Raw genomic sequence first — 20593 nt, 5'->3', positions numbered from 1 at the left:
GGGCGCGGCGCGCTGTCTTTTAGCCCAGAGCGGCGAGGCGGGTGACGGCTGCGCGCACCTTCTCGGCCTCTTCCTCGGCGCGGGCGAGGTTCTCGCGGGTCTCCACCACAACCTCCGGGTCCGCATTGGCGATGAATTTCGGATTGTTCAGACGGCCCTTCATGCCGCCGATTTCCTTCTCCATCTTGCCCAGAGCTTTTTCGAGCCGGGCCTTCTCCTTGCCGATATCGATCACCCCTTCGAGCGGCAGCCCAAAGAGTGCGCCCTGCGCGGGTAGCGAGATCGCGCCTTTCGGGATCGGTGCCTCGGTCAGGCTTTCGATGCGGGCCAGCTTGAAGATCAGCGCCTCGTTGCGGGCCATCGCGGTGCGCGCTGCGTCATCGGCCTCGGCCAGCACCATCGGCAGCTTCAGCCCAACCGGCACGCCCATCTGCGTGCGTGACGAGCGGATCGCCTCGATCAGATCGATCACCCAGTTCATCTCGCGATCCGCAGCCTCATCGACCAGATCGGAGGCGCGGTAGCTCGGCCAGTCGGTATGGACCAGCAACTTGGCGCGATCGCCTTGCGGGGCGGTCAGATCCCAAAGCTCTTCGGTGATGAAGGGCATGATCGGATGCAGCAGGATGTAGCACTGATCGAGCACCCAGCGCATCGTGGCGCGGGTTTCCTCGGCATGCTCGCCATCAAAGAGCGGCTTGGCGAACTCGACATACCAGTCGCAGACCTTGCCCCAGACAAAGCCATAGAGCCCCAGTGCTGCGTCGTTGAAGCGGTAGCTCTCAAAGGCCTCATCGACCAGTTCGCGGATCTTCGCGGTCTCGCCGATGATCCAGCGGTTCACTGTGTGCTCGGGCTGCGGTGGGGCGGTGACCACCGGGCCTTCGAACACGCCGTTCATCTCGGCAAAGCGCGTCGCATTCCAGATCTTGGTGCCGAAGTTGCGATAGCCCTTGATGCGGTCCTCGCTGAGCTTCAGCACGCCCCCCATCGCCGCCATCGCGGCATTGGTGAAGCGTAGCGCATCGGCGCCGTAAGTGTCGATGATCTCGAGCGGGTCGATCACATTGCCCGTCGTCTTCGACATCTTCTTGCCCTTCTCGTCGCGGACAAGCTGATGCAGATAGACGGTGTGGAACGGCACCTGATCGGTCACGGCAAGCTGCATCATCATCATCCGCGCCACCCAGAAGAACAGGATGTCGAAGCCGGTGACGAGCACATCGCCCGGGAAGTACTTTGCCATCTCCGCGGTATCTTCGGGCCAGCCCAGCGTGCCAATCGGCCAGAGGCCCGAGCTGAACCACGTGTCGAGCACATCGGCATCGCGCCAGATCGGGTAGATCAGCTGCGTGGGATCCTCGGTCATGGCGTATTGCGCCAGTGTCGAGGCGAGTGCCTCGATGGCGGCATGGCGGTCCTCGACCTCGACGATCCGCGCCGCGTTGAGCGGCGTCGGCAGATTGGCGATCCCGGCTTTGAAATAGCCGGTGACGCCGTCGATATCGGGCGCGCAATGGTAGCGGTCGTCGCGATGGACCATGCGTGTCTCGACCAGCAGGCGGCCCATCTCGACGAGATCGATTGCGCCATCGCCCTCGTCGTCGCGGAAATCGGGCGCTTCAAGATCAAGGCCGTACCAGACCGGGATCTGATGCCCCCACCAGAGCTGGCGCGAGATGCACCACGGCTCGATATTCTCAAGCCAGTGGAAATAGGTTTTCTCGCCCGCCTCGGGCATGATCTTGGTCTCGCCATTGCGCACCGCATCGAGCGCGGGGCCAACGATCTTCTCGGCATCGACGAACCACTGATCGGTCAGCATCGGCTCGATCACCACTTTCGAGCGATCGCCGAAAGGCTGCATGATCGGCTTGTTCTCGACATAGGGGATCATCTGCGGATCCGTGCCCTCTTCGGGATTGGGATCGGGGATCATCACCGCAAGACCGTCGCGCGTGATCTGCGCGATCACCGCCTCGCGGGCCTCGAAACGGTCGAGCCCGCGCAATTCGTCGGGCACGAGGTTGAGGCTGTCGATCTCGGCCTCGTAGAAGCCCGCCCCTTTCGAGATCTCCATCGCGCGGGCCGCACAGGTGGCATAGCTCGCGCCGTCATCGCGCATCGCACCCTTGGTATCCATCAGGCGATAAAGCGGGATCTCGTTGCGCTTGGCGACTTGGTAATCGTTGAAGTCATGCGCGCCGGTGATCTTCACCGCACCCGAGCCGAAATTCTTGTCCGGATATTGATCGGTGATGATCGGGATCAGACGGCGCAGCTCTTTCGGGCCGACCGGGATTTCGCAGAGCTTGCCCACGATGGGGGCGTAACGCTCATCGGAGGGGTGCACGGCGACAGCCCCATCGCCCAGCATCGTCTCGGGGCGCGTCGTCGCAATCGAGATATAATCGCGCTCTTCTTCAAGCGTGATGTTTCCGTCCTCGTCGCGCTCGATATAGGTATAGGTCTCGCCCCCGGCGAGCGGATATTTGAAGTGCCACATGTGACCGGCAACTTCGATATTCTCGACCTCGAGATCGGAAATCGCGGTTTCGAAATGCGGGTCCCAGTTCACCAGCCGCTTGCCGCGATAGATCAGGCCCTTTTCATACATATCCACGAAGACCTTGATCACCGCATCGTGGAAATTCGCGCTGTTCTCATGGCCCGTGCGCGGATCGCCCGGCGCGCCTGCCATCGTGAAGGCGTTGCGCGACCAGTCAGCACTTGCGCCCAGACGCTTGAGCTGGGTGATGATGGTGGAGCCGTATTGCCCCTTCCAATCCCAGACCTTCTCAAGGAATTTCTCACGCCCCAGTTCGATGCGCTTGGGTTGCCCGGTCTTGGCCAGCTCTTTCTCGACCATCAGCTGGGTCGCGATGCCCGCATGGTCCTGTCCCGGCTGCCAGAGCGTGTCAAAGCCCCGCATCCGGTGCCAGCGCACAAGCATATCCTGCACGGTGTTGTTGAAGGCGTGCCCGACATGCAGTGCGCCGGTCACGTTCGGAGGCGGTATCATCACGCAGAAGGTCTCGGAGCGGCTGGCATTCGCGCCCGCCTTGAAGGCTCCGGCCTCTTCCCATTTCGCGTAGATCCGCGGCTCGGCTTGGGCTGCGTCGAAAGTTTTGTCCATCGTCATGTCATGGCATCCTTACTGGCTTGCCCGTTGTTTAGCCTGCGCCGGGGACAAGGAAAACCCTTCGTGGCGCAGGCAGGGGACGCGGCTTGGCTCACGGTTGCGGCAGCGGGGCTGTCCCATCCCCGAAAATGGGCCTCTCCAACTTGCGCTCGAGGCTTGGCGGGCTACGTCTCGCGAGCGCTGGGCGGTGCCAAACTGGCCGCGCTTGCCCTGATTTCGAGAAGGCTCTCTGATGCTCGATACGACCCTGTTTCTGATCGCCGCTCTGATTGTTGGTCTGGCCAAGGGCGGGCTGGCCTCGGCTGCGGCCATCGCGGTTCCGATGCTGGCGCTGTTCATGAACCCGGTGAAGGCGGCGGCCACGCTTTTGCCGGTCTATATCGTCACGGATTGGATCGGCGTTTGGCTGTATCGCAGAGACTTCTCTCTGCCCAATCTGAAGATCCTTGTTCCCTCGATCCTGCTGGGCATCGTGATCGCTACGGTGATCACGCCCTATACGCCGGAATCCGCGCTGCTGATTTTCACCGGGTTGATCGGGCTTTGGTATATCTCGCGGGCGTGGTTTGGGCGGGGAAGCTCTGAGGCGCGCCGCACAGAGGTGGCCCCCGGCATTTTCTGGGGCGCGCTCACCGGGATTGCGAGTTTCATCACCCATTCCGGCGCGCCGCCGGTTCAGGCCTATCTGTTGCCGCAAAAGCTGCCAAAGCTGCAATTCGCAGGCACGATTGCGATCTCTTTCGCGATTGGCAATCTTGCCAAACTGCCCGCCTATGCGGTGATCGGTCAGCTGTCGGGGTTGAACTGGGGTTTGATCGTGGCTCTGTCTGTCTCCGGGATCATCGGTACGGTGATCGGGCGCTGGCTGACACGGCTGATGGATGAGGCGCTTTATGTGCGGGTGATTCAGATCCTGCTGCTGATCCTGTCGATCCTGCTGTTGATCCGCGGCGGGTTTGAGATCGGATCCCCTGTGCTTGGCTGAGAGCGTGGTGCAGGCGGTAAGAGTTTCTTTACCAGAATCGCTGCAAAACGGTGGTGAGGGTAAGGCCAGAAGGTCCGATACCCCGCGTATAAGGCGCGCAGATCAGGGCGTCCGGCTTTCCCTTTCCGTCAGGGTGTAAGCCGGACGTTTGATCGATTTAAATCCTTCGGGCGGGGTTCAGACTGCGATCCGCGCATTCAGATCGCGCGGTCGAGCTTGGTGGTCAAATGGATCAGGCTTTCGGTGTTCTGAACGCCCGGGATTTCCCCGATTAGGTCCAGCACGGCGTCCAGCTGCTGGGTGGAGCGCGTGGCGAGTTGCAGCATCAAATCGATCCGGCCCGAGCAGGTGATGATCCGCTCGACCTCGGGCAGGCTGCGGAGCTTTTGCAAGATCGCGGGTTGGACCCGCAGGTCGATCTCAAGCATCGCCGTGGCGCGCAATCGCCCAGCTTCGGCGGCATCTCCCAGCTTGATCGTATAGCCCGCGATCACGCCTTGTGTTTCGAGCCTTTCAAGGCGCGCCTGCACCGTGGAGCGCGCAATATGTAGCCGTCGGGCCAGCATCGCCAGCGACATCCGCGCATCGCCCGCCAGCAACCCGACAATCTTCTGATCCAGCTCATCCATGGCGACCTCCCTGCAGTATGACCGGCATTTTTGTCATTTTAACGAAAATATACAGCAGATTTGTTCATCTGCCCGATGAAATCGACGGCGCGCTTTCGGATCATGGAAGGATAGGCGCAAGGCGGCACCCCCATCGCTGTTCCGCAGAGCGGCGCGGTGATCGGGGCGAGAAGGCCAAGCTGGGCGCCCGCGACAAGGAGGCAGAGCATGGAACTTTCCGACCCAATCTGGGCCAGCCCGCGTGAGATCATTCGCGCCCGCAGGCCGCAACATCCGATCTCGGTCTTCGCACCGAGCGCGCTTCAGGCGACGGCGCAGCACTTCCTGCACGGTTTTCCGGGGCTTGTGACCTATGCGGTCAAGGCCAATCCCGAGCCGATGGTGATCGAAAACCTTGTCGCAGCTGGGATCACCGGATTTGACGTCGCAAGCCCTGCGGAAATCGCCTTGATCCGAAGCCTCGCGCCGGGGTCGGCGCTTCATTACCACAATCCGGTGCGCAGCCGCGATGAGATCGCCTGCGCCATCGCCGCCGAGGTCACGAGCTGGTCGGTGGATTCGCAAAGCGAGTTGGACAAGCTGCGCGCGCAGGGGCTCGTGCCCGGGTCCGAGATCGCTGTGCGATTCAAGCTGCCGGTTGCCGGTGCGGCCTATGATTTCGGCTCGAAATTCGGCGCGACCGAGGCTCAGGCGGTGCAGCTATTGGCGCAGGCGGCTGCGCTCGGGTTCCGCCCGTCATTGACGTTCCATCCCGGCACACAATGCACCGATCCGGCTGCGTGGGACACATATATCCGGGCGGCGGCCTCGATCGCGCGCGCGGCGGGGGTCACTCTGGCACGTCTCAATCTGGGCGGGGGCTTTCCGAGCCATCGGGCGCAAGGGCCGGCACCCGCGCTGGACGAGATCTTCGCGCGGATCGATCAGGCGGTAGAGACTGCGTTCGGAGCCGCGCGCCCGGCGCTGGTCTGCGAGCCGGGCCGGGGGCTTGTGGCCGATTCCGTGACCCATATCGCCTGCGTGAAGGCGCTGCGCGACGGGCGAGACGTCTTTCTCAACGATGGTGTCTACGGCGCGCTGACAGAGCTGCCGCAAATCGGTTTGCTAGAGCGGATCGAGGTCATCGCGCCGGACGGGCGGCCGCGCCGCGCCCCCGCATACCCGCGCGTCGTGTTCGGTCCGACCTGCGATTCGCTTGATCGGCTGCCCGGAGAGATGGCGCTACCGGGGGATCTGGCCGAAGGAGATTACATTCTTTTTCATGGGCTTGGTGCCTATTCCGGCGTGACCAATACCCGCTTTAACGGCTTTGGTCAGCTTGAGACGCTCACCGCAATGCGACTGACCGATTGACCTAGTTTGGCTGGACCGTGCGCATTCATTAGATGAAACTTAACCCAGATCACCCTAGATTGAAGAGGGAGGGGCACTGCCGGTGCTGGGGGGAATGTTGTGATACGCGGGCTATTCGATAGGGTTATTTCGGCATTTCGCCAACGCGGCAAGCGGCGGGCTGAGGCGCATCCGGGCCTGCGCGGGCGGGGCCCGGTTAACCACGTGATCCTGCTCGATGGCACGCTTGGCAGCCTGCGCCCGGATCGCCTCACCTCGATCGGAATGATGTACCGGCTTTTGCGGGGCTCGGCGCCGGGCATGTCGGTCTATTACGGCAAGGGGCTGCAATGGCGCGAATGGCATGACACCTCGGATGTCTGGTTCGGCTGGGGCGTGAACCGCCAGATCCTGCGCGCCTATGGCTGGCTGGCGATGCGCTACCAGCCCGGCGACCGGATCTTCTTGATCGGCTATTCGCGCGGTGCCTTCGCGGTGCGCTCTCTGGCGGGGATGATCGAACGGGTCGGCCTGCTGCGCCATGAGGCCGCGATCGAGCGCAATGTCCGGTTGGCATGGCGTCACTATGAGGGCGAGACGCCGGCGCCGATCTTGCAGAGCTTTCGCACTGGGCTGTGCCATGCGCATGTCCGCATCGAGATGGTTGGCGTGTTCGATACGGTCAGCGCGCTGGGCGTGCCGCTGCCGTTCTTTCTGGGCTGGAACGAAAAGCGGACGCGGTTTCATGACCACTTTCTTGGGCACAGCGTACATCACGGCTATCAGGCGCTGGCACTTGATGAGACCCGGTCGGCCTATGAGCCGTTGATCTGGGACAGCACCGATGCGGCCGCCGAGCGCGTCGAGCAGGTTTGGTTTCGCGGCTGTCACGGCGATATCGGCGGCCAGTTGGGGGCGTTCCCGGAGGCGCGCCCCTTGGCCAATATCCCGCTGGTCTGGATGCTGGAGCGGGCCGAGGAGCTGGATCTGCCGCTGCCGCCCGGATGGCGTGCGCAGTTCCCCTGCGATCCTGCGGCCCCTTCGGTCGGCAATTGGCGCGGCTGGGGGAAATATTCCTTGATGCGCGCGCCGCGCATCGTCGGGCGCGATCCGAGCGAGCGGGTGCACAGTTCTGTCCCCGATCCTGCGCCGAGCGACCGGCGGTGGATCTTGCGGCCCCATTTGCTGCGCGGGCATCGCACGGCGTCCGATGCGAAGGGCTCAGAGCTCGGGCGTCATGATGAAACAGGTGGCGGTGCCGGTGGCGTAGAGCCGTCCGTCCTCCGCGCCCCGGATCTCTCCGCGCGCGACACCGGTTGAGCGCCCGATATGATCGAGCTGGCCCGTGGCGATGACCTCGGTCCCCGGTTTGATCGCTCGGATCAGGTTCACCTTGAATTCCAGCGTGGTCTGCGTCTGCCCCTGTTTCAGGCCGGTGACCACCGCGCAGGTCATCGCCGTGTCCAGCACCATCGCGTACCAGCCGCCGTGAATGCCGCCATAGCCATTGGTTTGGGGATGCTCCGGCGTTCCGTGCAACGTCACATGACCCAGCTCGGCCTCGATGATGCGATAGGACATCAGGCGTTGCACGGTGGGGGAGGGTACCTCTCCGGCGATCATCTTGCGGATATAGTCGAGCCCGGACATCGACAGCACGTCCTGCGGTTTCAGGAAATCATCGGGTCCATCGGCGTAACGGGGCTCTGGCATTGCGGCTCTCCTCTGCGGTCGCGCTATAGGCTAAGGCCGACCGGCCCGAAGGAAAGGGCTGCTCTGACAGGCTGTCATGAAAAAGGGGGGCCGTGAGCCCCCCGATTTCAGATTGGGTCCGACGCTTGGATCAAGCGACGTTTTCGAGCACCGTATCGGGCATCACGCCAAGCGCGTGGCACACGTCGCGGGTCAGGCCGGGACGGTTGAGCGTGTAGAAATGCAGATCCTCGACGCCGCCTTCGATCAGCTTGTCGCACAGCTCGGTGCAGATGGCGGTCGCCAGAAGCTGCTCGCGGTCGTCGCGCAGCGCGGCCTCAAAGGCTTCTTCGACCCAAGCGGGGATGGAGGTGCCACAGCTTTGAGCGAATTTCTTTGCACCCTTCCAGGACTGGATCGGCAGGATGCCGGGGATGATTTTGGCCGTGATCCCCTCTTTCTCGCAGGCGTCGCGGAAGCGGAAGAACGTATCGGCCTCAAAGAAGAACTGGGTGATCGCGGAGGTGGCGCCCGCCTCGACCTTGCGCTTGAGCCAGCGCACATCGGCCATCGGGTCGGCGGCATCGGGATGGGGTTCGGGATAGGCGCCTGCGCGGATCGTGAAGCGACCATCTTCGGCCAGCGCCTCGATCAGCTCCACCGAAGAGGCAAAGCCTTCGGGATGCGGTGTGAAGCCTTTGGCACCCTGCGGCGGATCGCCCCGCAGCGCCACGATCTCGCTTACGCCAACCTCGGCATAGGCATCCACGATCTCCATCGTCTCGGCTTTCGTGGCCTCAACACAGGTCAGGTGCGCGGCCACGTTGAGCCCGTAATTCTTGTGGATCGCGCCCACCGCCTCATGGGTCAGCTTACGCGTGGTGCCGCCTGCGCCATAGGTCACGGAGGTGAAGCTGGGCTTGAGCGGAGCGAGAAGTTGTGCCGTTTCCCACAGCCGGAAGGACGCATCGAGCGTTTTCGGGGGGAAGAATTCGAAGCTGACATTCGGCGTGATCATGGTGGCGTTCCTTTTCGTTCCGTATCTTGTGCCAGATCGGGCTTTGTGAGACAAACTCATAATCCTCACAATGGTTATGAGCCTAACTACATTATGCATCTCGAGTTCCGTCATCTGCGCACGATCAAGGCCATTCACGATGCGGGAGGGCTCGCGCGGGCTGCGGACCAACTGTTTATAACACAAAGTGCGCTCTCGCATCAAATCAAGGGGCTGGAGGATCAGGCCGGGGTGGAGCTTTTCGTGCGCCGCTCCAAGCCGCTCAAGCTGTCCGCGGCGGGCATGAAACTGCTTCGGCTGGCCGAGCGGATCCTGCCCGAGATTGCCGCCGCCGAGGCCGAATTCGAGGCGCTGCGCTCGGGGCGTGCGGGGCGGCTGCACATCGCCATCGAGTGCCATGCCTGCTTTGACTGGCTCTTTCCCGTCCTTGAGAAATTCCGCCATGCTTGGCCCGAGATCGACGTGGATATTCGCGCGGGGCTCGCCTTCAACGCGCTGCCTGCCTTGTCGCGCGAAGAGGTGGATCTGGTGATCTCGTCCGATCCCGAAACCATCGAGGACGTGCAGTTCAATCCGCTCTTTGACTACCAGCCGACCTTTGTGGCCGCATCCTCCAATCCGCTGGCGGCCAAAGCCTTTGTCGTGGCCGAGGATTTCGCCGATCAGACGCTGATCACCTATCCGGTGGACCGGGCGCGGATCGACATCTTCTCGCAGCTTCTGACGCCCGCCCGGGTCGAGCCTCGGGCGCATCGGCAGGTGGAGCTGACGGCGGTGATCTTGATGCTCGTGGCCTCGGGGCGCGGGGTGGCGGTACTGCCCGACTGGGTGATGCGCGAGGTGAAGTATCAGCCCGATTACATCACCCGCCCGGTCACCGAAGGCGGGCTGACCAAGCGGCTTTTTGCGGCCACCCGCGTCGAGGATGCGACCCGGCCTTTCATGGCCCATTTCCTGAAGCTTGCACGCTCCGAACCGGTTAAGCTGCAAAGGGCGTGAAACGAGGCTTGGATTCTGCGCGCAACCCCTGTAATCCACGCGCCTGACATTCAAGGAGCCCGTTCCATGCAAGGTAGCGCAAATCTCAACCTGATGATCAAGGCCGCGCGCAAGGCTGGCCGCTCGCTGGTCAAGGATTTCCGCGAGGTCGAGAACCTTCAGGTTTCGTCCAAAGGGCCGGGTGACTTCGTCTCCAAGGCCGATCGCGAGGCCGAGGCCATCATCAAGGAAGACCTGCGTGCCGCGCGTCCGTCCTATGGCTGGGTGGGCGAGGAAACCGGCGAAGAGGCGGGCGAAGATCCGACGCGCCGCTGGATCGTTGATCCGCTCGACGGCACGACCAACTTCTTGCACGGCCTGCCGCATTGGGCGGTTTCGATCGCGCTGGAGCATAAGGGCGAAGTCATTGCCGGTGTGATCTTCGACGCCGCTAAGGACGAGCTGTATTACGCGGAAAAAGGCATGGGCGCGTTCATGAACGAGACCCGCCTGCGGGTTTCTGGCCGTCACAAGATGATCGAGTCGGTCTTTGCGACCGGCGTGCCGTTCGGCGGCAAATCGACCCTGCCGGCAACGCTGCAAGATCTGGCGCGCCTGATGCCGCAATGTGCCGGTGTCCGGCGCTGGGGCGCGGCGTCGCTCGATCTCGCCTACGTGGCCTCGGGCCGCTACGAGGGCTATTGGGAGCGCGGTCTCAACAGCTGGGACATCGCGGCCGGGCTGATTCTGGTGAAAGAGGCGGGGGGCTTCGTGTCCTCGTTGCGCGATGGGCGCACGATCTTCGAATCGGGCTCCGTGATTGCCAGCAACGCGGCGATGTTTGATCCGCTGACGAAAGTTTTGACGGAAAAATCCTGATATATCGGTGCTCTACAGTGAGGTGATACGATTTTTACGGATCGTGTTCACTTCCTGTTCACCTTCTGCGTGCAAGCCTTCCCCTGTCTTCATCAGGGAAGGTCGCCATGTTCCAAGATTATCACGAGGTTGAACCGGATCAGCCGCTCTCATCGCGCGCGGCCAATGCCGCCTTCCCGCTTGAGGCGGCGCTGCGCGAATTGCAATGCGCGGCGCATGATCTGGCCATTGCCGAGACGGCGGATCTGATTTCGGATAACCGGGTGGTCATGCTCGACGGCATGATCCGGGCCTGTCAGGCAGATGCGGCGCGAAGCACGGCCGAAGAGGCGGAAGCCCTTTGGAGTGCGGCGGCATCGCTTGGTGAAGAGCGCGCCGAACTGGCCGAGACCCTACCGCTTGAGCATGCCTTCCACGCCGATCAGAAAGATCTTGCGCGGGCGCGTATGCGGGCCTCTCAAAGGCGCCTGCGCAGCTGGCTGCATTTGTCTTGTGCGACGGGATGTGCCGCACCCGGATTTGATCCCAACATCGCCCCGGACGAGGCGCGCGCGCTTGTGCGCGAGGCCTTGGCCCTCACCCCCGAGGAGGTGAGTCGCCGCGCCCGGTTCGAGGCCCGCGCGCGGCTTTATGAAATCTCCGCCGGAGACGAGGACGCCCCACTCGATGCGGCCTCGACCCAATGCGCGGCCCGCATCGCGGTGCTGCTTGTGGCCCGCGCGCGGGATCGGCTTGAGGCGCTTTCGGGATCTAGTCGCGTGCGGGAATGTTGAGCCCGCGCTGAACGGCGGGCCGCTCGAGGAAGCGATCCAGATAGCCCGGCACGTGGCGCAGATCGGTCCAGCCGACAAGATCACCGGCTTGGTAGAAATCACGCAGGCCGCGCAGCCACGGGCAGATCGCGATATCGGCGATGGAGTAGTCGCCAGCGATCCAGTCGCGATCCGCTAGCACACCATCGAGCACCTTCAACAGGCGTGCGGTCTCGTCGACATAACGCTTTTTCGGGCGCGGATCCTCGATCTCGCGGCCTGCAAATTTGTGAAAGAACCCAAGCTGGCCAAGCATCGGGCCAATCCCGCCCATCTGGAACATCAGCCATTGCAGGATTTCGTAGCGCTGGGCCTGGGGCAGCAGCTTGCCGGATTTCTCCGCCAGATAGATCAGGATTGCCCCGCTTTCGAACAGCCCCAGCGGCTGGCCGTCTGGTCCGTTGGGGTCGAGAATCGCGGGGATCTTGTTGTTTGGATTGAGCGAGAGGAACTCGGGCGTCATCTGATCATTGGTGTCGAATTTGACCAGATGTGCCTCAAAGGGCAGCCCGATCTCCTCGAGCATGATCGAGACTTTGACCCCATTCGGCGTCGGCAGCGAATAGAGTTGCAAGACAGACGGATCTTTCGCAGGCCAGCGTTTCGTGATCGGGAACTGTGTCAGGTCGGTCATAAGGGCGCGTGCTCCGTCGGTTCTGGCGCGGGGCTGATTCCCCGGCATTTGGAAATGTGTTAATAAACTAGTGTTCGAAATGGGTTCGGACAGGTCTCAACGGGGGCAAAGAATGATAAAAGAGTTCAAGGACTTCATCGCGAAAGGCAATGTGATGGATATGGCGGTCGGCATCATTGTCGGCGCGGCCTTCACTGCGATCGTGACTTCGATGGTCAAGGATATCATCAACCCGATCATCGGTTTGTTCACCGGTGGCGTGGATTTCACCAATAATTACGCGGTGCTGTCGGGCACGGTGCCCGCAGGGGCGAGCCTTGCCGCCGCGCGCGAGGCCGGGGCTTCGGTCTTCGCCTATGGCAGCTTTATCATGGCCATCATCAATTTCCTGATCATCGCATTCGTCGTCTTCATGCTGGTCAAGATGGTCAACCGCGTGAAGTCTCTGGCCGAGCGCCCCAACGAGGTGGCACCCGACGTGCCCACCGGGCCGAGCCAGTTGGATGTATTGCTCGAGATCCGGGATTCACTTCGGAAATAAGCCGCTCAGGCGGACAAGAAAAAGCCCGGGACGCGCGCACGGGCTTTTTGCGTTATTCGGCTGCGTGCAGCACAGCCTCTGTCGGATGCAGCGGCAGGCCAAGCGCCTCGGCCACCGCCGGATAGGTGATCTGCCCGGCATGCACGTTGAGCCCGTTGGCGAGATGAGGATCCTCGGCGCAGGCCTTCTCCCAGCCCTTGTCGGCCAGAGCCAGCATGAAGGGCTGGGTGGCGTTGGAGAGCGCGAGCGTGGCGGTGCGCGCAACCGCGCCGGGCATGTTGGCCACGCAGTAATGCATCACGCCATCGACCTCATAGATCGGATCGTCATGGGTCGTGGGATGCGAGGTCTCCACGCAGCCGCCCTGATCGATGGCCACATCAACGATTGCAGCCCCGGGCTTCATGGTCTTGAGCATGTCGCGCGTCACTAGCTTGGGGGCCGCCGCGCCGGGGATCAGTACTGCGCCGATCACCAGATCGGCTTGTGCTACAAGCGCTGCGGTCTCGGCTTTCGACGAATAGGCGGTGCGGAATGTGCCTGCGAACATGTCATCGAGGTAGCGCAGACGCGGCAGTGAGCGGTCAAGCACGGTCACATCCGCGCCCATTCCCGCGGCCACGCGCGCGGCATGGGTGCCGACCACGCCGCCACCGATCACCACGACACGGGCAGGGGTCACGCCCGGCACACCGCCCAGCAGCACGCCGCGCCCGCCATTGGCCTTTTGCAGCGTCCATGCGCCCATTTGCGGGGCAAGACGCCCGGCCACTTCCGACATCGGCGCCAGCAGCGGCAGGCTGCCATCGCGCGCGGTGACGGTTTCATAGGCGATGCAGGTTGCGCCCGATTCCATCAGCTCGCGGGCCTGAGCCTCGTCGGCGGCAAGGTGCAGATAGGTGAACAGGATTTGTCCTTCGCGCAGCATTGCGCGCTCGGATGCCTGCGGTTCTTTGACCTTGACGATCATATCGGCGGCTTCAAAGACCTCGGCTGCGCTCGCGATAATCTCTGCGCCGATATCGGTATAATCGCTGTCGGGAAAGCCCGCGCCGGTGCCGGCGCCTGCTTCGACCAGCACGTCATGGCCATGGGCGATGGCTTCGTGTGCTGCGGCGGGCGTCAGTCCGACACGGTATTCGTGTGTCTTGATCTCGCGTACGGTTCCGATTTTCATGATGGATCCTCCTCCGAAAAGACATGGTGTCTTACCGCCCATTTTGCGAGATTTTCCACGCAAGAGCTTTGCCAATATTGGCTTGTGGCAGTGCCGCGTGGGCAGTATCTTCGATTATCACCCCCGAACGCGGCAGGATTTTGCATGGATGGGAAACTCGACGCGACGGATCGCCGTTTGCTGTCCGTGCTGCAACAGCAGGGGCGAATCTCGAACGCCGATCTGAGCGAACGGGTGAACCTGTCCCCCTCAGCCTGTCACAGGCGGGTCCAACGGCTTGAGGAAGAGGGGTTCATCCGGGATTATGTGGCGCTTCTCGATGCGCGCAAGATGGGCCGCACGACCGTGATCTATGTCGAGATCAAGCTTTCGGGGCAGGCGGATGAGATCCTCGATGCGTTTGAGCAGGCGGTGCAGAAAGTTCCCGAGGTGCTGGAATGTCATCTGATGGCGGGGACTGCGGATTATCTGCTCAAGGTCGTCGCGCAGGATGCTGATGATTTCGCGCGGCTGCATCGGGCCAAGCTGGCCTGCCTGCCCGGGGTGATGCAGATCCAGTCGAGCTTTTCGCTCAAATGTGTGCAATCGACGACGGCGCTTCCGGTCTGAGTGCGCGAGGCCTGCTTAGCCGCGCCAGAATCGCGGCAAGAGCAGGACCAGAATCGCTAGCATCCCGATCCGGCCCAGCAGCATCGCAAGCGTCATCAGCCAGATCGCAGTGCCGGAAAACTCGGCCATCGTTCCCGAACTGGCGGTCAACGGGCCCACCGCATAGCCGATATTGCCCAACGCGCCCCATGTGGCAAACAGCGCCGAGACGAAATCCGCGCCCGTCATCGAGATCCCGACCGAGATCAGGCCCAGCGTCAGGATATAGCCGGTGAAATAGAGGGTGAGCGAGGAGAGCACGTCTTCTTCGATCACCTTGCCCGCAAGGCGCGGCAAAATCACCCGGTGAGGCGCATGCAGGCGACGAAGCGCCGTGCGGACGACCGCGCCAAGCGCCTGCCAGCGAAATACCGAGAGCGCGCCCGAACTGGAGCCGGTGCAGCCGCCGATCATCCCGACCCAAAAGGCCAAGACAACACCAAAGCTGCCCCAAGCGGTGATGTTGGAGGTGCCAAAGCCGGTGCCGGTCATGATCGAGGACAGGTTGAAAAGACTGTCGCGCAGGATCGTCTCGACCGGGGCATGCCCATGCGTGTAGCGCCAGATCAAAAGCGCCCCGAGGGCTACGAAGAACCAGCGCAAGAAGGCCCGCACCTGCGGGTCACTCCAGAAGGCACGGGTGTCGCCGCGGGAGAGCTGCACATAGCGGATGAAGGGGAGGGCCGAGGCGAGCATGAAAAGCGAGGCGGCATATTGCGCCGCCGGAGAGAAGCTGGCGAAGCTGCTGTCATGCGTGCCAAAGCCGCCCGTGGCCAAGGTGGCCATCGCGTAGCACAGCGCATCGAACGGGCTGAGCCCCGTCGTGACATAGCTGAGCGCGCAAAGCGCTGTGAGCGTGGTATAGACGCCCAGTAGAGAGCGGGCGATGTCACGGGCGCGCGGCAGCACCTTGCCTAGCGTGTCGAACCCTTCGGTCTGGAAATACCGCATGCCGCCGATGCGCAGGACCGGCAGGAAGATCATCGCGACAAATGCGATGCCGAGCCCGCCGAACCAGTTGAGCATGCCGCGCCAGAGCAGGACGGAGCGCGGCAGGGCGTCGAGTTTGGGAAACACCGTGTAGCCCGTCGTCGTGATCCCAGAGGCCGCCTCGAAATAGGCATCGGTGAAAGAGACATGCGGTGCCCCATCCATGAAGGGGAGGGCTGCAAAGAGCGGCAATCCAAGCCAGATCGCAGCCGTCAGGAGATAGGCCTGACGCGCGGTGAGCCCTTTGACCGAGCCGCCCTGCGAGGACAGCGCCATAAATCCGCCGACAAGGATCGTTGCGATCGCGCTTTCAAAAAAGCTGTGCCAGTTCGCGTTGCCATCCGACAGGTCGAGCCCCATCGGAATCAGCATCGCGCCCCCCAAGACGATGAGGATCAGGCCGAAAAGATGTAAGACGGGCCGAACATCGAACATGATTCAGAGCGGTTCCAGCCTTGGTGTCCAGTGGATGGCGACGGTGACGGCCGTTTGGCCATTGCCCAGACTTAAACTTCGTCTGCAGGGTCTGGCGAGAGGGAAAAAGCCCGACCCTGCGCTTTCGCGCTCAAGTGTTGCGCGGGGGGCGGGGGCTGACCGGGCCCCGAATCTGGCCCGTGAGATCGCAAAGCGCACCAAAAAACCCCCGGGGCCGGGCCACGGGGGTCATCGGTGCGGGCAAGCCCGCCAGCATTTTCAGACGCCTGCGCGGCGTGGAGCGCTTAGAGCGCGCCTTCGCGCTGGGCCTTCTTACGTGCCAGTTTACGGGCACGGCGGACGGCCTCGGCCTTCTCGCGCGCTTTCTTGACGGAGGGTTTCTCGAAATGTTGCTTGAGCTTCATTTCACGAAACACACCCTCGCGCTGAAGTTTTTTCTTCAGAGCACGAAGCGCCTGTTCGACGTTGTTGTCGCGAACGCTGACCTGCATGTGGTGTCACCACCTTCCTAAGTTTGAGTTGAAGTCAGTTGCAGGAGCGCTCCATATAAGGAGGAAAAGGTGGTTTGTCTACCGTCATGAACGGAGAGTACGCGATGAAGAATGATCATCTCGATGTGGCGCGCGCCAGATCCGAGCTTCTCGAAGCGATCAAACCAAATGTGCCCTTCGACGGCTGGTCCGAGCCTAGCTTTCAGGCCGCCGTCTCTGATTTGGGGATGGATGCGCAGCTGGCGCGGGTGATTTGCCCGCGTGGCGCGGTCGATCTTGCGGTGGAATATCACCGGCAGGGCGATGAGGCGATGTTGAAGCGGCTGTCAGAGACCGATCTGTCGGAGATGAAATTTCGCGACCGGATTGCGGCTGCGGTGCGGTTCCGGCTTGAGGCCGCGGATCCCGAACTGGTGCGGCGTGGGGCGGCGATCTTTGCCCTGCCGCAAAACGCCGCGACCGGTTCGAAGCTCGTTTGGGAGACCTGTGACAAGATCTGGACCGTGCTGGGCGATCAGAGCGCGGATTACAATTGGTACACCAAGCGGATGACCCTGTCGGGGGTCTATAGCGCGACCGTGCTCTATTGGATGGGCGATGAGAGCGAGGACCATGCCGATAGCTGGGCGTTTCTCGACCGTCGCATTGAAAACGTGATGCAATTTGAAAAAGTGAAGGGCGCGGCGATGAAATTGCCGTTCCTGCCGCAAATTCTGGGGACGATCCGCGCCCCGAACGACCGGGCGGATATGCCCGGAAAGGAGACGAGATAATGGATGCTCCCAAGGAGATGCACTGCGTCGAGATCAGCGAACCGGGCGCGCCCGAGGTCTTGCAGATGGCGACACGCGCAGCCCCCGTGCCGGGTCATGGGGAGATCCTGATCGAGGTCGCCTATAGCGGCGTGAACCGCCCCGATGCCCTGCAGCGCGCCGGAGCCTATGCGCCGCCCGCAGGGGCCTCTGATCTGCCGGGGCTGGAATGTTCGGGCCATGTCGCCGCACTCGGGCCGGGTGTGACGGACTGGGCGGTGGGCGATGCGGTCTGCGCGCTTTTGCCCGGCGGCGGCTATGCGCAATTCGTGACCTGCCCCGCCGCGCATGCCCTACCGGTGCCTGCCGGGATCTCCATGCGCGACGCTGCTTGCCTGCCCGAGACCTGCTACACGGTCTGGTCCAACATGGTGATGCGCGGCGGCTTGCAGGCGGGTGAGCGCTTTCTCATCCATGGCGGCTCATCTGGGATCGGCACAACGGCAATCCAGATCGCGACGGCGCTTGGCGCGCGCGTCTTTACCACCGCCGGGAGCGCCGAGAAATGCGCGGCCTGCGAGGAGTTGGGTGCCACCGCGATCAACTACAAGACCGGCGATTTCGTCGATGTGATGCGCGCGGAAGGCGGCGCGAACCTGATCATCGACATGGTCGGCGGGAGCTATATTGATCGCAATATCAAGTCTTTGGCCGATGATGGCCGGATGGTTTTTCTCGCCTTCCTCGAAGGCCCCAAGGCCGAGATTAACTTCGCGCAGATCATGGCGCGCAGGCTGACGCTCACCGGCTCGACGCTGCGCCCGCAATCGGTCGCAGCCAAGGCTGCAATCGCGCGCGAGCTGCGTACCCATGTCTGGCCGATGCTGGAATCGGGCAAGCTGCGGGTGCTGCATGACAGCCTCTATCCGCTGGCCGAGGCCGCGCAGGCCCATGCGCGGATGGAAAGCAGCCAGCATATCGGCAAGATCGTGTTGGAGGTGGCGGGGGGCTGAGTTGCGGCTCAGCGCACCTTTTCCATCAGCGCATCGCTCATCTTGCAGTCGCGGATCGTGTCGTGCCCACAGCGGCGCGGCGCGAGATCCTTGGTCAGGCAGATCCGGGCCTCTTGGATGCGCCCCTGATCGCAGGTGATGGTGATCTCGTCTGGCTTGAGGCCGGGATTGGCCTCGATGAAGGCTTGCTCGACCACGCTTGCGGGCAGGCGAACATCGCGGTTGAGCTGCGCCAGAACCTTGGGAATCGTGATGCTGTCATAGGCTTTGCGGGCAGTTTCAAAATAGGTTTTGGCCGGAAGCCCCGCGCAGCGGCCATGTTTTTTCCACTGATACCAAGCCGCGCCGGGCGTCCCCATGATGTCCTGCATTGCGGCGGTTTCCTGTTTTGAGGGATCGCGCGCGCCGGTGCGGCAATAGCTGGGCCAACCGCTCTCGTTTTGCGGCCAGAGTCCGTGCAGGACGAAAGAGAAATCGTGTCGTCCGTCGCATTGCGGGGACCGGCGCGCATCCCCGGTGGTGGCACACCATGTCGGGGACCAGCTGAGCGAGAGCACATAATAGTCGAAATCTCCGGCCCTCTCCCCCTCGGCTTGAGACAGGGATGCACTCAGGCACAGGGCGATGACGGCAAGGAGGGCTTTCATTTTCTCTTTTCTCCGGGCGCGTGAACGACTATATGGGCCTCAATTCCCCTTCCAGAAATGGACCGCGGCAGGGAAGGATCCTCGCCGCAGCCGGTTTCTCGGCCCGGGAGAGATATATGTAAAGGATGGCCGCGATGACGAACAAGCCCCTCATGGCAAAGGCCACCGCCGTGTGGCTGGTGGACAATACGACGCTCACCTTCAAGCAGGTTGCAGATTTCTGCGGCATGCACGAACTCGAGGTGCAGGGCATTGCCGATGGCGATGTGGCCTCGGGCGTGAAGGGGTTTGATCCCGTCGCGTCGAACCAGCTCGATCAAGCCGAGATCGACAAGGGCGAGGCTGATCCGCTCCACAAGCTCAAGCTGAAGTTCAACAAGGCTGCCGTGGGCGAGGACAAGCGTCGTGGCCCGCGCTACACGCCGCTGTCCAAGCGTCAGGACCGTCCCAACGCGATCCTGTGGCTGGTGAAATTCCACCCCGAGCTGGCTGATGCGCAAATCGCGCGTCTCGTGGGCACCACCAAACCCACGATCCAGACGATCCGTGAGCGCACCCACTGGAACATCCAGAACATGACGCCGATCGATCCGGTGGCACTGGGGCTGTGCCGTCAGACCGAACTGGATCTGGAAGTGCAAAAAGCGGCCAAGAAATCGGCGGCTGACGGCGTGATGACCGATGACGAGCGTCGCAAACTGGTCTCGACCGAGCAAAGCCTTGGCATGACCGAAGAGCCGCGCCTGCCCTCGGGGATTGCCGGGCTTGAGAATTTCTCTTCCGCCGATCTCAAGCAGGATGCGGAAGACGACGATCACAACAAGCATGCCGATTTCTCGGATGCTGACAGCTTCTTCAACCTCCCCGAGGATGAAGATGACGACGAGGATGAGGACGATAACCGGGCCTGATCGGTCCAGATCGTTCTGAGCTTTGAGGCCGTCCCATTGGGGCGGCCTTTTGCTTGTCTCTCCGGTCTCAGAGCGTAAGGATGCGCGAAACCGGAGGAGTTCAAAATGCCAGAATTTGCAATTTTCCCAAGCCTTAAGGGGAAGTCCGTCGTTGTTACGGGCGGAGCCTCGGGGATCGGGGCGCTGATCGTTGAGGCCTTTGCCGCTCAGGGCGCGCGTGTGGGGTTTCTCGATCGCGATGCCGAGGCCGCGCAGGCGCTCACGGAGCGGTTCGAGAACGTGCATTGCGCGCTCTGCGATCTGCGCGACATCGATGCGCTCAAGGCGGGGTTGGTCGAGCTGAAGCACCAGATCGGCCCGGCGGATGTGCTGGTGAACAATGCCGCCCGCGATGATCGTCACGACTGGCGCGAGATCGACGCGGCCTATTGGGACGAGCGGCAGGCGAACAACCTGCGCCACATGTTCTTCGCGATCCAGACCGTGGCGCCCGACATGATCGCGAAAGGCGCGGGCTCGATCATCAATATGGGCTCGAACAGCTGGTGGGAAGCGGGCCGCGGCTTTCCGGCCTATGCCACAGCCAAGGCCGCCGTGCATGGTCTGACGCGGACGATGGCGCGCGAGCTGGGCGGCAACCGGATCCGCGTCAATACGGTCGTGCCGGGATGGATCATGACCGATCGGCAAAAGACGCTTTGGGCTTCGCCCGAGGCGCTTGAGGCCCATCGCACGCGGCAATGCCTGCCCGACCTGATCCAGCCGGAATATGTGGCTCGGATGGTTTTGTTCTTGGCCTCGGACGATGCCGCGATGTGCACGGCCAACAACTACATGGTCGAGGCTGGCTCGATCTGATCGGCGCTTTTGCGCGGCGCTGATGCGGC

At 62.5% G+C, this 20593-nt stretch carries 21 protein-coding genes; 12 read left to right on the top strand and 9 right to left on the bottom strand.

Annotated features, from left to right (window positions below; all coding sequences use genetic code 11):
• Nucleotides 1–19 precede the first annotated feature (19 nt).
• Nucleotides 20–3142 carry a valine--tRNA ligase gene (locus tag DL1_RS11825; protein WP_038066373.1) on the bottom strand — a complete coding sequence of 1041 codons (3123 nt, stop codon included), beginning with the start codon at nt 3140–3142 and terminating at the stop codon, nt 20–22.
• Between the two features lie 232 nt (nt 3143–3374).
• On the opposite strand from DL1_RS11825, the gene DL1_RS11820 reads away from it, so the two are divergent.
• Entirely contained in the window at nt 3375–4127 is a 753-nt protein-coding gene (locus DL1_RS11820) for a sulfite exporter TauE/SafE family protein (protein ID WP_038066369.1), read from the top strand.
• 197 nt (nt 4128–4324) lie between these two features.
• On the opposite strand, the gene DL1_RS11815 is transcribed toward DL1_RS11820, so the two are convergent.
• Nucleotides 4325–4756, bottom strand: coding sequence for an Lrp/AsnC family transcriptional regulator (locus DL1_RS11815; protein ID WP_038066368.1), 432 nt, complete (start codon nt 4754–4756; stop codon nt 4325–4327).
• A 207-nt stretch (nt 4757–4963) separates the two neighbouring features.
• Between DL1_RS11815 and DL1_RS11810 the strand changes: the two genes are divergently transcribed.
• Both DL1_RS11810 and DL1_RS11805 read left to right on the top strand, forming a co-directional pair.
• Nucleotides 4964–6109, top strand: coding sequence for a type III PLP-dependent enzyme domain-containing protein (locus DL1_RS11810; RefSeq protein WP_038066366.1), 1146 nt, complete (start codon nt 4964–4966; stop codon nt 6107–6109).
• Between the two features lie 204 nt (nt 6110–6313).
• Nucleotides 6314–7408 carry a DUF2235 domain-containing protein gene (locus tag DL1_RS11805; RefSeq protein WP_074854993.1) on the top strand — a complete coding sequence of 365 codons (1095 nt, stop codon included), beginning with the start codon at nt 6314–6316 and terminating at the stop codon, nt 7406–7408.
• Here DL1_RS11805 and DL1_RS11800 read toward each other — a convergent pair.
• Both DL1_RS11800 and metF read right to left on the bottom strand, forming a co-directional pair.
• Nucleotides 7310–7801: a PaaI family thioesterase gene (locus DL1_RS11800; RefSeq protein ID WP_038066364.1), complete on the bottom strand. Its 492-nt coding sequence runs from the start codon at nt 7799–7801 to the stop codon at nt 7310–7312. The genes DL1_RS11805 and DL1_RS11800 overlap by 99 nt on opposite strands.
• A 130-nt stretch (nt 7802–7931) precedes the next feature.
• On the bottom strand, nt 7932–8798 hold the full coding sequence (gene metF / locus DL1_RS11795) for a methylenetetrahydrofolate reductase [NAD(P)H] (RefSeq protein ID WP_038066361.1): 867 nt from the start codon (nt 8796–8798) through the stop codon (nt 7932–7934).
• Nucleotides 8799–8891: 93 nt separating this feature from the next.
• Between metF and DL1_RS11790 the strand changes: the two genes are divergently transcribed.
• The 3 genes from DL1_RS11790 to DL1_RS11780 all read left to right on the top strand — a co-directional run bounded on the left by DL1_RS11790 (nt 8892) and on the right by DL1_RS11780 (nt 11428).
• A complete protein-coding gene (locus DL1_RS11790) occupies nt 8892–9797 on the top strand; it encodes a LysR family transcriptional regulator (RefSeq protein WP_038066353.1) in 906 nt (301 codons plus the stop codon).
• Between the two features lie 66 nt (nt 9798–9863).
• A complete protein-coding gene (locus DL1_RS11785; protein ID WP_038066350.1) occupies nt 9864–10655 on the top strand; it encodes an inositol monophosphatase family protein in 792 nt (263 codons plus the stop codon).
• A 107-nt stretch (nt 10656–10762) separates the two neighbouring features.
• The gene (locus tag DL1_RS11780) at nt 10763–11428 is read left to right on the top strand and encodes a hypothetical protein (protein ID WP_038066348.1); all 666 of its coding nucleotides are present in this window, start codon (nt 10763–10765) and stop codon (nt 11426–11428) included.
• Here DL1_RS11780 and DL1_RS11775 read toward each other — a convergent pair.
• A complete protein-coding gene (locus DL1_RS11775; RefSeq protein ID WP_038066345.1) occupies nt 11406–12101 on the bottom strand; it encodes a glutathione S-transferase N-terminal domain-containing protein in 696 nt (231 codons plus the stop codon). The genes DL1_RS11780 and DL1_RS11775 overlap by 23 nt on opposite strands.
• Before the next feature lie 112 nt (nt 12102–12213).
• On the opposite strand from DL1_RS11775, the gene mscL reads away from it, so the two are divergent.
• The gene (mscL, locus tag DL1_RS11770; RefSeq protein ID WP_038066335.1) at nt 12214–12642 is read left to right on the top strand and encodes a large conductance mechanosensitive channel protein MscL; all 429 of its coding nucleotides are present in this window, start codon (nt 12214–12216) and stop codon (nt 12640–12642) included.
• 52 nt (nt 12643–12694) lie between these two features.
• Here the strand turns inward: mscL and ald are convergent, their stop codons facing one another.
• Entirely contained in the window at nt 12695–13819 is a 1125-nt protein-coding gene (ald, locus tag DL1_RS11765; protein ID WP_038066334.1) for an alanine dehydrogenase, read from the bottom strand.
• A gap of 144 nt (nt 13820–13963) precedes the next feature.
• Here ald and DL1_RS11760 point away from each other — a divergent pair, with 144 nt between their 5' ends.
• Nucleotides 13964–14428, top strand: coding sequence for an Lrp/AsnC family transcriptional regulator (locus tag DL1_RS11760; protein WP_038066333.1), 465 nt, complete (start codon nt 13964–13966; stop codon nt 14426–14428).
• 15 nt (nt 14429–14443) lie between these two features.
• On the opposite strand, the gene DL1_RS11755 is transcribed toward DL1_RS11760, so the two are convergent.
• Together DL1_RS11755 and rpsU are read right to left on the bottom strand one after the other, a co-directional pair.
• The gene (locus DL1_RS11755) at nt 14444–15829 is read right to left on the bottom strand and encodes a TrkH family potassium uptake protein (RefSeq protein ID WP_248642589.1); all 1386 of its coding nucleotides are present in this window, start codon (nt 15827–15829) and stop codon (nt 14444–14446) included.
• 347 nt (nt 15830–16176) lie between these two features.
• Nucleotides 16177–16383 (bottom strand): 30S ribosomal protein S21, encoded by a 207-nt coding sequence (gene rpsU, locus DL1_RS11750; RefSeq protein ID WP_011748553.1) that lies wholly within the window; start codon nt 16381–16383, stop codon nt 16177–16179.
• Nucleotides 16384–16487: 104 nt separating this feature from the next.
• Between rpsU and DL1_RS11745 the strand changes: the two genes are divergently transcribed.
• Nucleotides 16488–17156, top strand: a complete 669-nt coding sequence (locus DL1_RS11745; RefSeq protein ID WP_038066328.1) for a COQ9 family protein — start codon at nt 16488–16490, stop codon at nt 17154–17156.
• On the top strand, nt 17156–18148 hold the full coding sequence (locus tag DL1_RS11740; protein ID WP_038066326.1) for an NAD(P)H-quinone oxidoreductase: 993 nt from the start codon (nt 17156–17158) through the stop codon (nt 18146–18148). Before DL1_RS11745 ends, DL1_RS11740 begins: the two co-directional genes overlap by 1 nt.
• An 8-nt stretch (nt 18149–18156) precedes the next feature.
• Here the strand turns inward: DL1_RS11740 and DL1_RS11735 are convergent, their stop codons facing one another.
• Entirely contained in the window at nt 18157–18795 is a 639-nt protein-coding gene (locus tag DL1_RS11735) for a ribonuclease T2 family protein (protein ID WP_038066324.1), read from the bottom strand.
• A 134-nt stretch (nt 18796–18929) separates the two neighbouring features.
• On the opposite strand from DL1_RS11735, the gene DL1_RS11730 reads away from it, so the two are divergent.
• Both DL1_RS11730 and DL1_RS11725 read left to right on the top strand, forming a co-directional pair.
• On the top strand, nt 18930–19706 hold the full coding sequence (locus DL1_RS11730; protein WP_038066441.1) for a DUF1013 domain-containing protein: 777 nt from the start codon (nt 18930–18932) through the stop codon (nt 19704–19706).
• Between the two features lie 105 nt (nt 19707–19811).
• The gene (locus tag DL1_RS11725; RefSeq protein WP_038066323.1) at nt 19812–20564 is read left to right on the top strand and encodes an SDR family NAD(P)-dependent oxidoreductase; all 753 of its coding nucleotides are present in this window, start codon (nt 19812–19814) and stop codon (nt 20562–20564) included.
• Nucleotides 20565–20593 lie beyond the last annotated feature (29 nt).

The organism is Thioclava dalianensis, assembly GCF_000715505.1.
GTDB classification, from domain to species: Bacteria; Pseudomonadota; Alphaproteobacteria; order Rhodobacterales; family Rhodobacteraceae; genus Thioclava; species Thioclava dalianensis.
This window is presented reverse-complemented; position numbering and strand designations above follow the sequence as displayed.